This window comes from Nocardioides sp. SYSU D00038 (genome assembly GCF_016924665.1).
Lineage (GTDB): Bacteria > Actinomycetota > Actinomycetes > Propionibacteriales > Nocardioidaceae > Nocardioides.
Window position 1 is genome coordinate 1 of sequence record NZ_JAFFJT010000040.1, and the last position, 12,866, is coordinate 12,866.

Consider the following 12,866-nt stretch of genomic DNA (forward strand, 5'->3'; position numbering starts at 1 on the left):
CGGAGCCGGCGCGGGCGGCACGGGCACCCGCGGTGCGGGCACCGGACGCAGCAGCGGCTCCGGCCGCGGCGCGGGTGCGGGTGGCACCGGCGGCCGTGGTGCCCAGAAGGGTGGCCAGCGTGGTGGCCAGCGTGGGGCTGCCGGGGGCCGGACGACCGGTCGCGGCACGGCGCCCGCGGGCGGTCGCAGCGGAGCGGGGGTCGGCGGCGGCGTCGGCGGCGGCACCCGGCGCGGCGGCCGCGACGACGAGCGCCGCAGCGAGCGCGAGATCTTCGACACCGAGAAGGACTGGGTCGACGACGAGGGCGTCGCCCCCGGCGTCCTCGACTGAGCACGGCCGGGAGGACGCCGTGGTCGCCTGCCGGCGACCACGGCGTCCGCAGCCTCAGGTCCGTCCGGTCGGCAGGTCGTCGTGAACCCACGACAGGGGCGCCGAGCCACTCCCACGGGGGCTGCTGCCCCACATCACGACGACCGGTGCGACCGGTGGATCTCCCTCCCTCGTGCTGCTCCCACGCTGCAGCCTAGGGCAGGTCGACCCGCCTCCGCTCAGGAACCGCAACCCCGGTCGAGACCGCGCCGGAGCACCACCGCGGTGGCGCCGTCGCGGTAGTAGCGGCGTCGCCGGTCGACCTCGACGAAACCGCGGGCGCCGTAGAACGACAGCGCGGCGGCGTTGTCCTCGCGCACCTCGAGCAGCAGGCGGTCGGCACCCTCGGCGCGGGCCCGGGTGAGGGCGGCGTCGAGCAGCGCGGTGGCCAGTCCGCGGCGCCGGTGGGCGGGGTCGACGGCGATCCGCTGCAGCTCGGCGATGTCGCCGGCGCAGCTGACGGTGGCGTGGCCGACCACTCGGCCGTCCACCTCCGCGACGAGGTAGGTCACGGTCGGCAGGCCACCGCGCACGCCGTCGACGACCAGGGCCTCCGACCAGGCGTCGGCGCCGAGGTTGGCGGCCTCGGAGGCCACCACCGCCGCCACGTCGTCGGCGGTCGCGAGCCGGACGGTCACGAGACCGGCTTGGGCGCGCCGGGCACCTCGGCGTCGGGCCGGCGGAGGTAGAGCGGCTCGGGGTCGAGCAGCTCGGCCAGCTCACCGGTGACCACCCGGGCCAGCCACCCGGCGCTGGGCCGGGCCGGGCCGACGGCGTGGGGGAAGGCCTCGGGGTAGAGCAGCGCTCCCTCACCCACCACCGGCAGCCCGCTGGCGACGTCGGCCGGCCGGTCGACCGAGGGTCCGGCGAGCCGCACCCCGTCGGCGTCGTACGACGCCAGGTGCACCTCCTTGCGCCGGGCGTCGGTGGCGACGAGGAAGTCGCCGGTCACCGCGCCGGTCGCCACCGCCTCCGCGGCGAGCACGTCGAGCGAGCAGACGCCGTAGACGGGGATCTCGAGGACGTGGGCCAGGGTCCGGGCGGTGACCAGGCCGACCCGCAGCCCGGTGAACGGGCCCGGACCGACACCGACGGAGACCGCGGTCAGGTCCTGCCGCACCAGCCCGGCCTGCTCGAGCACCCGGGCCACCAGCGGCGCGAGCTGCTCGCCGTGGCGCATGGTCTCCTCCGAGGCCAGCTCGGCGACGACGTCCTCGCCGTCGTGGAGGGCGACCGTGACCCGCGGGGTCGCGGTGTCGAGGGCCAGCAGCGCGGTCATCGGCGGCTCCAGTCGTGGGCGGTCCACCGCGGGCCGGTGGCAACGACCTCGACCCGGCGCGGGTCGACGTCGGACTCGGGGTCGACGGGCTCGTCGGAGCGGCGGATCCGCACCTCGACCCGCGAGTCGGTGAGCCGCTCGGCGAGGCCCGTGCCCCACTCGACGACGGTGACGGCGTCGTCGAGCGAGGCGTCGAGGTCGAGGTCGTCGAGCTCGGCGAGTCCGCCGAGGCGGTAGGCGTCGACGTGCACGAGCCCGGGCCCGTCGCCGCGGGAGGGGTGCTCGCGAGCGATCACGAACGTCGGCGAGGCGACCTGCCCCTCGACGTCGAGCCCGGCGCCGAGGCCCTGGGTGAACGTGGTCTTGCCGGCCCCGAGGTCGCCGCTGAGCACCACCAGGTCGCCGGCGCGCAGGTGGCCCGCGAGCTCGGCGCCGAGCGCCCGCATCGCGGCGGCGTCGGGCACGTCGCGCACCAGCACCGCCGCGGGGCGCCGCAGCTCGACCGCCGGCGGGCGGCGGGCGGTCTCGACGAAGCCGTGCTTCTCCCAGAACGCCACGGTGCGCGGCAGCTCCTCGCGCGCGAGCACCGCCACGTCCTCGCAGCCGACCGCGGCGGCCACCGCCGCGTCGACGAGGGCGGCCGCGACGCCGCGGCCCTGGGCGTCGGGGTGGACGCCGAACCGGCGCAGGAACAGGGTGCCGTCGAGCGGGTCGAGGACGACGACGCCGGCGGGCCGACCGTCGACCTCGGCGAGCAGGCCGCCGCGGCGGGCCAGCAGCGCGGCCAGGCTGTCGGCCGTCTCGGCCATCGCGTCGGCGGGCGGGTCGAGCGCGGGGCGGGCGGCGAACGCGGCGCGCACGACCTCGAGCGCCGCCGCGGCCGACTCGGGGCCGATCGGACGCACGGTCACGCTCACGGCGACCCCACCCGCTCCCGGGCGGCGGCGACCAGCTGGTCGAGGGCGGCGTTGACCTGCCCGTGCCGCTCGAGGATCACCAGGTGCCCGGCCCCCTCGACCTCGACCATGGTCGAGCCGGCGATCCGGGCGTGCAGCTTGCGGCTGTGGCCGATCGAGGTCAGCCGGTCGGCGGTGCCGCACACGATGGTGGTCGGCACCCGGCCGAGCACCTCGACGAAGTCGAACTTGTCGAGGCTGCGGAAGCTCGGGAAGAAGTCGGCGACCACCTCGAACGGCGTCGCGGAGAGCATGTCGTCGACGAAGTCGACGTACGCGGTCGGCACCTCGTCGCCGAACGCCAGCACGTCGGTGGCCACGGCGGCGAACGCCCGCCCGGCCCGGCGGGCGCCGTCGACCAGCCGGTGCCCGCGGCGCAGCGTGCGCACGGCGTGGAGCGCGGCGTCGCCGCTGAGCCGCGTGGGCAGCATCGGGAGCACGATCCGGCCGGGGTCGAGCCCGCCCGCCGTCGTGGAGACCAGCGCGACGCCGACCACCCGCTCGCCGACCAGCTCGGGGTGCTGCTCGGCCAGCGCGACGATCGTCATCCCGCCCATCGAGTGGCCCACCAGCACCACCGGGCCGTCGGGCACGACCTCGTCGAGCACCCGGCGCAGGTCGCGCCCGAGCTGGTCGATGGTGGCGCGCTCGCCGGCCGAGCGCCCGGAGCGGCCGTGGGAGCGCTGGTCGTAGTAGACGGCGCGGACCAGCCCGCGGTACGCCGCGCGCTGGAAGTGCCAGCAGTCGAGGTTGAGGGCGTAGCCGTGGACGAAGACCAGGGTCGGCACCGGGCCCGCGCCGGCCTCGGTCGCCGCGGGGTCGGGCTCGTCGACCTCGACGTGCAGCGGCACGCCGTCGTCGGCCACCACCGTCCGCGGTGTCGAGCGCAGGCTGCCGAACGGCGTGTGGTCGTCGGGCCGCCGGGTCATCCCGCGCCGGCGGCGGGCGACGCCCAGGGCGACGGTGCCGGCCGCCGCCAGACCGGTGCCGGCGACGACCCCGAGGATCCGGGTGGGCCGGCTCACCAGGCACGCTCCGTGTCGGTGTCGACGTGCCGCCGAGTCATCCGGCCGCCCAGCCGGGTCACGATCTCGTAGCTGATGGTGCCGCAGGCCTCGGCCCAGTCCTGGGCGGTGGGCGCCGGCGCGGTGCCGAAGAGCACCACGTCGTCGCCCGCGGCGGGGTGGTCGCCCTCCAGGTCGACCATGAACTGGTCCATGCAGATCCGGCCGCGCACCGGTCGGCGGGCACCGGCCGCCCACACCTCGGCGCTGTTGCCGGCCACGCGCGGCACGCCGTCGGCGTAGCCCACCGGCACCAGGCCGACGGTGGTGGCGTGGCGGGCGGTCCAGGTGTGGCCGTAGGAGACGGAGGCGCCGGCCTCGAGGTCCTTGACCAGGGCCAGGGTGGCGCGGGCGGTCATCGCCGGCCGGAGCCCGAGGTCAGGGGTGTGCCCGGGGGCGGGATCGAGGCCGTAGGTGGCGATCCCGCAGCGCACCAGGTCGAACCGGGCCGAGGGCCGCAGGATCGCGCCGGCGGAGTTGGCGAGGTGGCGCAGCCCGGGACGCAGCCCGGCCTCCTCGGCGACGGCCACGAACTCGCCGAACAGCTCCTCCTGCGCGTCGTTCATCGGGTCGTCGGGCTCGTCGCTGCTCGCCAGGTGCGACCAGATGCCGGTGACCTCCCAGTGCCCGGCGCGCTGCCCCTCGAGGGCGCGGGCGACGACCGCCTCCCACTCCCCCGCGGTCGCGCCGCCGCGGGAGAGCCCGGTGTCGACCTTGAGCTGCACCCGCGCGGGGTGCTGGACCTGGCGCGCCGCCGCGGCGATCTCGTCGAGCTCGGCGACGGTGTAGGCCGTGACGTCGATGTCGGCGGCGACCGCCTCGTCGTAGTCCTCGCCCGGGACGGTGAGCCAGCACAGCACCGGCCCGTCGTCGCCGGCCTCGCGCAGCTGCTGGGCCTCGTCGAGGGTGGCCACGCCCAGCCAGTCGGCGCCCCCCTCGCGCGCGGCACGGGCGGCCTCGAGCAGCCCGTGGCCGTAGGCGTCGGCCTTGACCACGGCCATCAGCTGCACCGGACCGTCGGCGCGCACCAGCTCGCGGAGCACCCGCACGTTGTGGCGGATCGCGGCCAGGTCGACCACGAGCTCGGCACGCGCGGTGGTGAGCGGGCTCATGCGCCCCATTCTCCCCGGCGGGGCAGGTCGGCCACGACGGCGGGCAGGGCGCGGGACACCTCACCCGCCACGATCGGGCCGCCGCGGGAGGCGTACGTCGCCGCGGCGCCGTGGAGCCACGAGCCGACCGAGGCGGCGTCGAAGGGGTCGAGGCCGGCGGCGAGCAGCGCCCCGATCACGCCGCCCAGCACGTCGCCGGCGCCGGCCGTGGCCAGCCACGGCACCCCGGTGGTGGTCACCCGCACCCGCCCGGACGGGTCGGCGACGAGCGTGTGGCGGCCCTTGAGCAGCACCACCGCGTCGTGGCGGGCCGCGGCCTCGCGGGCGAACGCCAGCGGCCGCGCCTCGACCTGGCCCCGCTCGGCCCCGACCAGCGCGGCCAGCTCGCCGGCGTGGGGGGTGAGCACGGCGGGGACCGGTGCGGGCACCGGCAGCGCGCGCAGGGCGTCGGCGTCGACCACGACCGGCACCTCGTCGGCCAGCGCCGCCGCCAGGGTCTCGGCCGCGCCGTCGCCGCTCCCGCTGCCGACCACCCAGGCCTGCACCCGCCCGGCGCCCACCACCTCGGGGTGGGCCGCGCGCACCAGGTCGAGCACGGCGTCGTCGCCGACGTAGCGGACCATGCCGGCCAGCCCGCAGGAGGCTCCGGCCACGCTGAGCAGCCCGGCGCCGGGGTACTGCGCCGAGCCGGCCCGCACGCCCACGACCCCGCGGGTGTACTTGTGGGCGTCGTCGGCCGGTCGGGGCAGCAGCGCCGCGACGTCGTCGGGCTGGAGCGCCTCGACCGGCGCGGCGGGCAGGTCGAGGCCGAGTTCGACGAGGTGCACCGCACCGGCGGCGGAGGCGGCCGGGTCGACCAGGTGGGCGGGCTTGAGGGTGCCGAAGGTGACCGTGAGGTCGGCCCGCACGTGGGGTCCGTCGAGCTCGCCGGAGTCGACCCCGACGCCGCTCGGCACGTCGACCGCCACCACCGGCACGCCCTCGACCTGGGCGAGCGCGGCGGCCGCGGGGTCGCGGAGCCCGGGGCGGCCACCGATCCCGACGATGCCGTCGACGACGACGTCGGGGCGGTGGCGCACGGCGTCGACGACCCGGCCGCCGGCGGCCCGCAGCGCGGCCAGTCCAGGCTCGTGGACCCGCTCGGAGAGCAGCCGCGCCTCGACGGCGGCACCGCGGCGGGCCAGCCGGGCGCCCGCCCAGAGCGCGTCGCCGCCGTTGTCGCCGGCGCCGACGAGCAGCAGCACCCGGCGGCCGTAGGCGCCGCCGAGCAGGTCGGCGACCGCGGTGGCCAGGCCGGCGGCGGCGCGCTGCATGAGCGCGCCCTCGGGCAGGGTCGCGAGCAGCGTCGCCTCGGCGGCGCGCACCTGCCCGACCGTGTGGGCGCGCCTCACGACTCCAGCACCACCATCGCGGAGGCGATGCCGGCGTCGTGGGAGAGCGAGAGGTGCACCGAGCGCACGCCGAGCTCGTCGGCCCGCGCCCGCACCGTGCCGCGGATGGTGAACAGCGGCCGCCCCGACTCCTCCGAGACGACCTCGGCGTCGTGCCACTGCAGTCCGTGGGGCGCGCCGAGCGCCTTGGCGATCGCCTCCTTCGCCGCGAACCGGGCGGCGAGCGAGGCCAGCGGCCGCTCGGCCTCCGCGGGCGTGAACAGCCGCTCGCGGAGCTCGGGGGTGCGCTCGAGGGCCGCCCGGAAGCGGTCGAGGTCGACCACGTCGATCCCCACGCCGATCACGGCCACCGGCGCCCCTACTCGACGGTGACGGACTTGGCGAGGTTGCGCGGCTGGTCGACGTCGTGCCCCATCGCGGTGGCCAGCTCGCAGGCGAACAGCTGGAGCGGCACCACCGCGACCATCGGCTGGAGCAGCACCGGCACCCGCGGCAGCCGGATCAGCACGTCGGCGTAGGCCTCGATCTTCTCGTCGCCCTCCTCGGCCAGGCAGATGGTGCGCGCCCCCCGGGCCCGGACCTCCTGGATGCCGCTGAGCATCTTGTCGTGCAGCTGGTCGCGGCCCCGGGGCGGCACGACGCACAGCACCGGCAGCCCCTCGTCGACCAGCGCGATGGGGCCGTGCTTGAGCTCGCCGGCGGCGAAGCCCTCGGCGTGGATGTAGGCCAGCTCCTTGAGCTTGAGCGCGCCCTCGAGCGCGATCGGGTAGCCGGCGTGCCGGCCGAGGAACAGCACCGAGGTGCTGCCGGCGTGCTGGCGGGCCAGCTCGTAGACCGCCTGGTCGCCGTCGAGCACCGCCTGGATGTGCGCGGGCATCGCCTCGAGCTGCTCCATGATCTCGGTGATCTCGTCGCCGTAGCGGGTGCCCTTGACCTGGGCGAGGTAGAGCGCGAGCAGGTAGCAGGCGACCAGCTGGGTGAGCAGGCCCTTGGTGGAGGCGACGCCGATCTCGGGGCCGGCGTGGGTGTAGATGACCGCGTCGGACTCGCGCGGGATCGTCGAGCCGTTGGTGTTGCAGATCGCCAGCACCTTGGAGCGCTGCTGGCGGGCGTGGCGGATCGCCTGCAGGGTGTCGGCGGTCTCGCCGGACTGGCTGATCGCCACCACCAGCGTGGAGTAGTCGAGGATCGGGTCGCGGTAGCGGAACTCCGAGGCCAGCTCGACCTCGACCGGCACCCGGGTCCAGTGCTCGATGGCGTACTTGGCCACCATGCCGGCGTAGAACGACGTGCCGCAGGCGATGATGATGATCTTGTCGATGTCGCGCAGCTCCTGGTCGGAGAGGCGCATCTCGTCGAGCTGGAGCAGGCCCTGGGGTGAGCGCCGGCCCAGCAGCGAGTCGGCCACGGCCCGCGGCTGCTCGTAGATCTCCTTGCGCATGAACCAGTCGTGGCCGTCCTTCTCGGCGGCCGACAGGTCCCAGTCGACGTGGTAGCGGCTGCCCTCGGCCGGGGAACCGTCGAAGCCGGTGACCGTGACGCCCTCGCGGGTGATGGTCACGACCTGGTCCTGGCCGAGCTCGAGCGCCTCGCGGGTGTGCTCGATGAACGCCGCGACGTCGGAGCCGAGGAAGTTCTCCCCCTCGCCGAGCCCGACGACCAGCGGCGAGTTGCGCCGCGCCGCGACCACCCGGGCGGGGTCGAGGGCGTCGACGGCCACGAGCGTGAAGGCGCCCTCCAGCCGGCGGCAGACGTTCTGCATCGCGGTGGTGAGGTCGTGGCCGGCCTCGACCTCGAGCTCGAGCAGGTGGGCGGCCACCTCGGTGTCGGTCTCGGAGCGGAGCACGTGGTCGCGCGCCTCGAGCTCGAGCCGCAGCTCGGCGAAGTTCTCGATGATGCCGTTGTGCACCAGCCCGACCCGCCCGTTGCGACCCAGGTGGGGGTGGGCGTTCTGGTCGTTGGGGGCGCCGTGGGTGGCCCAGCGGGTGTGACCGATGCCCGTGGTCGAGGCGGGGAGCGGGACGTCGGCGATCGCCTTCTCCAGGTTCGCCAGCTTGCCGGCCCGCTTGTCGGAGGCGATCGCACCGTCCCTGACCAGGGCGATGCCGGCGGAGTCGTAGCCGCGGTACTCCAGCCGGCGCAGGCCCTCGATCACGACGTCCTGCGCCTGCTTCTCCCCGACGTAACCGACGATGCCGCACATGACCAGCCAGTCTAGGGCGCCGGGAGGCGATCACGAACCTGCCGTCAGCGGCCGAAGTGGCGCCGCTCCGCGCGCTGCTGCGCCAGCGTGATCCGCCTCACCTCGGCCGCGTCGACCTGGAGCTCGGCGGGGAGCAGCACCCGGCAGCCGGCCGCGCGGCACGCCGAGGCCCGCCGCCAGACCTTGACCAGCTGCCTGCGCACCTGCTTGGCGCCGGGCTTGCGGTAGAGGTTGCGCAGCTCCAGCGGGTCGCGGGCGAGGTCGTAGAGCTCGCCCTCGCCGGTGGAGTAGCGCACCAGCTTCCAGCGGCCCAGCCGCACGCCGATGGTGTCGAGGCGCCGACCCCAGCCGGGACGACGGGCGGCCCGCACGTAGCGGCCCTCGGGCATCAGCCCCTCGAGCACGACCGGCCGCCGCCAGCCGCGGTCGCCGTCGCGGAGCAGCGGGCGGAGGTCGACGCCGTCGGCCCGCTTCAGCCCGGTGCCGGCCCAGGCGGCCAACGTGGTGGCCAGGTCGACGGTGGTGACGGGGTCGTAGCGGCGTCCGCGCGGCACGCCGGCGCCGGCCATCAGCAGCGGCACCCGGATCGAGGGCTCGTGGAGGTTGATCTTCCCCTGCCGCTTGCGGTGCTCGCCGAGGTAGTAGCCGTTGTCGGAGGTGAGGACCACCAGCGTCGACGACAGCCGCCCCGAGGCGCGCAGCGCTCGGAGCATCCGGCCCAGCCGGCGGTCGAGGACGTACAGCGCCTCCGCGCGCTGCCGGGTCACGTCGCGCACGACCTCGCGCTCGCGGGCGGTGAACGGCGGGTAGCTGCGCAGGAACCCGGGCTTGTCGGAGATGTCGCCCTCGGCGTCGCGGCGCGGCGGCGTGCCGGCGCCGTTGCGGACCACGGTGTCGAAGCGGCCCTTGACCCAAGCCGGGCGGGCCGGCGTCACCCAGCGGGTGGGGAAGCCGTCGGAGCGCGGCACCACGCCGGGGTCGTCGGGCTCGACCGGGCCGCCGTGGTGGGGCGCAGTGGGGTTCCACCACACGAACCACGGCTTCCGGCCCCGCTCGAACCGGCCGACCATCGCGGCGGTCTGGTCGGCAGTGACCTCCGTGGAGTAGCGGCCCGGCCAGCTCTGGATCCGGCCGTTGACGTTGGAGGTGAGCCGGAAGTAGTCGTAGGTGCCGCCCCCGAACCGCTCCCCGGGACCCCACACGTGGTCGGACGCGCCCCACCAGTCGTCCCAGCCCGGCGGCACGTAGGTGAGCGAGTCGCGACCGGTGCGCGTCGGGCGCTCGCCGTAGCCGTTGAGGTACTTGCCGACCATCCCGGTGCGGTAGCCGGCGCCCTGGAGCCGGGTCGCGAGCGTGTCGCGGTCGTCGAACGAGGTGAACCCGTACGGCGCCTCGTGGGTCAGCACCCTGTGGTTGTGGGAGTAGCGACCGGTCAGCAGGCTGGCCCGCGACGGGCAGCACAGCGGGTTGGGTGCGAACGAGTTCGCGAAGGTCAGGCCGTTGCGCGCGAACCAGCGCCGCGTCTGCGGCATGAACCGCAGGTCGTCGGCGCGCATGTCGTCGGTCTCGACCACCAGCAGGTCCGGCCGCCGCGCCAGCTCCTGGCCCGGGTCGGGCGCGGCGGCGACGGCGGCGCGCGTGGTCAACGGCTCCGGCCCGGCGGCCCGCGGCTGCTGCCGGTCGCCCCCGGAGCACGCGAGCAGCGACAGCACCAGTGCGGAGGCGAGGCCCCCGGCCACGGCTCGGTGGGTCATGGTGTCGCTCCTGGGGTGGGTCGGGACCGGTGGGTCACAGGGGGTCGGGGAACTGTAAGCGGGCGGGTGGCCTCGGCGGGCCCGATCGGCGCTGCAACAATCACTGGCATGTCCTCAGGCGCGTCACGCCAGGCACCCCTCGGCCACGGCGGCCCCGAGGACGCCCGGGAGTCCTCGCCGTACGTCGAGCTCGACCGCGCGACCTGGGCGGGGCTGGCGGCCGAGATCCCGAACCCGCTGCGCGAGGACGAGATCGCCAACCTCCGCGGCCTGGGCGACGCCCTGGACCTCCGCGAGGTCCAGGAGGTCTACCTGCCGCTCAGCCGGCTGCTGAGCATGTACGTCGAGGCCGCGAGCCGGCTGCACCGGCAGCAGGAGGAGTTCCTGCACCGGGTGACGCCCCCGCGCACGCCGTTCGTCATCGGGCTGGCCGGCTCGGTGGCTGTGGGCAAGTCGACCACCGCCCGCGTGCTCCAGCAGATGCTCGCCCACTGGCCCGAGCACCCCCACGTCGAGCTGGTCACGACCGACGGGTTCCTCTACCCCAACGCCGAGCTCGAGCGGCGCGGGCTGCTCCAGCGCAAGGGGTTCCCGGAGTCCTACGACCGCCGGGCGCTGCTGCGCTTCGTCGTCGACATCAAGTCCGGCCGCGACGAGGTCGAGGCGCCGATCTACTCCCACCTCGTCTATGACGTCGTGCCGGACGAGAAGGTTGTCATCAAGCGCCCGGACATCGTGATCGTCGAGGGCCTGAACGTGCTCCAGCCCGCGCGGGTGCGCGACGACGGCCGCACCGGCCTGGCCGTCAGCGACTTCTTCGACTTCAGCGTCTACGTCGACGCCGGCACCGGCCACATCCGCGACTGGTACACCGAGCGCTTCCTCCGGCTGCGCGAGACGGCGTTCCGCGACCCGGAGTCGTACTTCGCCAAGTACGCCTCGCTGTCCGGGGACGAGGCGGTCGAGGAGGCCCAGCGGATCTGGGACTCCATCAACGGCCCCAATCTGGTGCAGAACGTCCTACCCACCCGCTCCCGCGCCACGCTCGTCCTCCGCAAGGACCGCGACCACTCGGTGCGCTACGTCCGGCTGCGCAAGCTCTGAGCGGGCCCGGTCCGCGGGTTCGCGCCCGCCGCGACCCCTCCCTGACGCACGATGGTGGGGTGCCGACCTCACCCCCGAGCCGCCCGGTGCGGGTGGTCCTGGCGGCCGGGCTCGTCGTCGTCCTCGCCGTCCTGGCCACCTGGTGGGCGACCCGCGACGGCGAGGTGGACCCCCAGGGGGTCAACCGCTTCCGCCACCACCCCCAGCACCTCGACCCCTCGCCCCTGCTCGTCGCGGCGGCGAAGCAGGCCGGGGGTGACGGCGACGCGCGCCGCAACGAGCTGCTCGAGCGGCTCGCCGGGGTGCCGACCGCCACCTGGCTGACCCCCGAGCGGCTGCCCACGCCGGCGGAGGTGGGTGGCGAGGTCGACCGGGTCGTGGCCGCCGCTCTGGCGGCCGACGCCGTGCCGGTGCTCGTGGTCTACGGCGTGCCGGAGCGCGACTGCACCGGCGGGCAGTCGGCGGGCGGCCTCGACCCCGACGCCTACCTGCCCTGGGTCGAGGCCGTCGCCGACGCCGCCGCGGCCGGCCCCAGCGTGGTCGTCCACGAGCCGGACGCGCTCGCCGCGGCCGCGACGTGCGGCGGATCCGGTGACCGGGTCGAGCAGCTGCGCGGCGCCGTCTCCGCGCTGCGGGACGCCGGGGTCACCACCTACGTCGACGCCGGGCACTCGGCGTGGCTGCCGGTCGACGAGACGGCGCGGCTGCTGCGCGAGGTCGGCGTCGGCTCGGTGCGCGGGTTCACCACCAACGTGTCGAACTACCAGCCGACCGACGCCGAGCTCGCCTGGGCCGAGCGGGTGAGCCAGGAGCTGGGTGGCGCCCACTACCTCGTCGACACCGGCCGCAACGGTGCCGCCACCGCCGCCCAGGCCGACTGGTGCAACCCGGTCGGCCAAGCGCTGGGGCAGGAACCGGGGTACGTCGACGACGGCTCGGGGCTCGACGCCTTCGTCTGGGTCAAGCCGCCCGCCGAGAGCGACGGCTCCTGCCACGGCGGGCCGCCGGCGGGTCAGCTCTGGCCCGACCGGGCCGTCGAGCTCGCCGAGGCGGCGGGCTGGTGACGACCCAACCGCTCGAATTGACGTCGGCGACGGCCTCCGGCTCGTAGGCTCTCCCCGTGATCGAGCCCCGCATCGCCGTCGTCATCGAGGACGACAAGGACACCCGTGAGCTCACCGAGCTGGTGCTCACGCAGTCGGGCTTCACGACCGTGTCGGCCTCCGACGGCGCCGCGGGCATCGAGGCGGTGCGCGAGCACGACCCCCTGCTCACCACCCTCGACATCCAGATGCCCGGGATGGACGGGTTCGCGGTGGCCAAGCGGCTGCGCGAGTTCAGCAGCACCTACCTGATCATGATCACCTCGATGGCCTCCGAGATCGACGTGATCCAGGGCTTCGAGGCCGGCGCCGACGACTACCTCGTCAAGCCGTTCCGCCCGCGCGAGCTGCGCGCCCGGGCCGACTCCATGCTGCGCCGCCCGCGGGCCCGCGCCGACGTCGCGGACGCCCCGGCCGCGCCCGGGTCGCAGCCCGAGCCGCAGCCCGAGCCGGAGTCGTGGGCCGCCGCGGCCGCCCGCGACCTGCGCGAGAGCCCGATCGGTCCCGGCACCCCCGAGCCCGCGCCGCCC

At 75.8% G+C, this 12,866-nt stretch carries 13 protein-coding genes; 4 read left to right on the forward strand and 9 right to left on the reverse strand.

The features are described 5' to 3' along the window. The coding region (locus tag JT721_RS20400; protein WP_205475272.1) for a hypothetical protein at window positions 1–331 on the forward strand (331 nt) is incomplete at its 5' end. Window positions 332–549: 218 nt separating this feature from the next. Here the strand turns inward: JT721_RS20400 and rimI are convergent. Genes rimI through JT721_RS20445 form a run of 9 tightly spaced genes read right to left on the reverse strand, consistent with a single transcriptional unit; the run spans window position 550 to window position 10,129 of the window. Next, a complete protein-coding gene (rimI, locus tag JT721_RS20405; RefSeq protein ID WP_205475273.1) occupies window positions 550–1,008 on the reverse strand; it encodes a ribosomal protein S18-alanine N-acetyltransferase in 459 nt (152 codons plus the stop codon). After that, entirely contained in the window at window positions 1,005–1,649 is a 645-nt protein-coding gene (tsaB, locus tag JT721_RS20410; RefSeq protein ID WP_205475274.1) for a tRNA (adenosine(37)-N6)-threonylcarbamoyltransferase complex dimerization subunit type 1 TsaB, read from the reverse strand. Before tsaB ends, rimI begins: the two co-directional genes overlap by 4 nt. Then, complete coding sequence (tsaE, locus tag JT721_RS21890) at window positions 1,646–2,566, reverse strand: tRNA (adenosine(37)-N6)-threonylcarbamoyltransferase complex ATPase subunit type 1 TsaE (RefSeq protein ID WP_374220897.1); 921 nt, start codon at window positions 2,564–2,566, stop codon at window positions 1,646–1,648. Before tsaE ends, tsaB begins: the two co-directional genes overlap by 4 nt. Then, window positions 2,563–3,630, reverse strand: a complete 1,068-nt coding sequence (locus JT721_RS20420; RefSeq protein ID WP_307828178.1) for an alpha/beta hydrolase — start codon at window positions 3,628–3,630, stop codon at window positions 2,563–2,565. Before JT721_RS20420 ends, tsaE begins: the two co-directional genes overlap by 4 nt. Next, window positions 3,627–4,781, reverse strand: a complete 1,155-nt coding sequence (alr, locus tag JT721_RS20425) for an alanine racemase (RefSeq protein WP_205475275.1) — start codon at window positions 4,779–4,781, stop codon at window positions 3,627–3,629. The genes JT721_RS20420 and alr overlap by 4 nt, the downstream gene beginning before the upstream one ends. After that, window positions 4,778–6,172 carry an NAD(P)H-hydrate epimerase gene (locus JT721_RS20430; RefSeq protein WP_205475276.1) on the reverse strand — a complete coding sequence of 465 codons (1,395 nt, stop codon included), beginning with the start codon at window positions 6,170–6,172 and terminating at the stop codon, window positions 4,778–4,780. Before JT721_RS20430 ends, alr begins: the two co-directional genes overlap by 4 nt. Continuing rightward, entirely contained in the window at window positions 6,169–6,522 is a 354-nt protein-coding gene (locus JT721_RS20435; RefSeq protein ID WP_205475277.1) for a holo-ACP synthase, read from the reverse strand. Before JT721_RS20435 ends, JT721_RS20430 begins: the two co-directional genes overlap by 4 nt. 8 nt (window positions 6,523–6,530) lie before the next feature. Continuing rightward, the gene (gene glmS / locus JT721_RS20440; RefSeq protein WP_205475278.1) at window positions 6,531–8,375 is read right to left on the reverse strand and encodes a glutamine--fructose-6-phosphate transaminase (isomerizing); all 1,845 of its coding nucleotides are present in this window, start codon (window positions 8,373–8,375) and stop codon (window positions 6,531–6,533) included. A 44-nt stretch (window positions 8,376–8,419) separates the two neighbouring features. Continuing rightward, on the reverse strand, window positions 8,420–10,129 hold the full coding sequence (locus JT721_RS20445; RefSeq protein WP_205475279.1) for a sulfatase: 1,710 nt from the start codon (window positions 10,127–10,129) through the stop codon (window positions 8,420–8,422). Window positions 10,130–10,237: 108 nt separating this feature from the next. Here JT721_RS20445 and coaA point away from each other — a divergent pair, with 108 nt between their 5' ends. The 3 genes from coaA to JT721_RS20460 all read left to right on the forward strand — a co-directional run. After that, window positions 10,238–11,233 (forward strand): type I pantothenate kinase, encoded by a 996-nt coding sequence (gene coaA, locus JT721_RS20450; protein ID WP_205475280.1) that lies wholly within the window; start codon window positions 10,238–10,240, stop codon window positions 11,231–11,233. A gap of 59 nt (window positions 11,234–11,292) precedes the next feature. Beyond that, window positions 11,293–12,297 carry a glycoside hydrolase family 6 protein gene (locus tag JT721_RS20455; protein WP_205475281.1) on the forward strand — a complete coding sequence of 335 codons (1,005 nt, stop codon included), beginning with the start codon at window positions 11,293–11,295 and terminating at the stop codon, window positions 12,295–12,297. Between the two features lie 56 nt (window positions 12,298–12,353). Next, window positions 12,354–12,866 (forward strand): response regulator transcription factor (locus JT721_RS20460; RefSeq protein ID WP_205475282.1); only part of this gene is annotated, 513 nt, incomplete at its 3' end.

What these genes read in the sequence shown, in the direction of transcription:
- tsaB (WP_205475274.1), bottom strand. Translation starts at nt 1,649, where the DNA reads ATGACCGCGCTGCTGGCCCTCGACACCGCGACCCCGCGGGTCACGGTC.
- alr (WP_205475275.1), bottom strand. Translation starts at nt 4,781, where the DNA reads ATGAGCCCGCTCACCACCGCGCGTGCCGAGCTCGTGGTCGACCTGGCC.
- glmS (WP_205475278.1), bottom strand. Translation starts at nt 8,375, where the DNA reads ATGTGCGGCATCGTCGGTTACGTCGGGGAGAAGCAGGCGCAGGACGTC.
- JT721_RS20445 (WP_205475279.1), bottom strand. Translation starts at nt 10,129, where the DNA reads ATGACCCACCGAGCCGTGGCCGGGGGCCTCGCCTCCGCACTGGTGCTG.
- coaA (WP_205475280.1), top strand. Translation starts at nt 10,238, where the DNA reads ATGTCCTCAGGCGCGTCACGCCAGGCACCCCTCGGCCACGGCGGCCCC.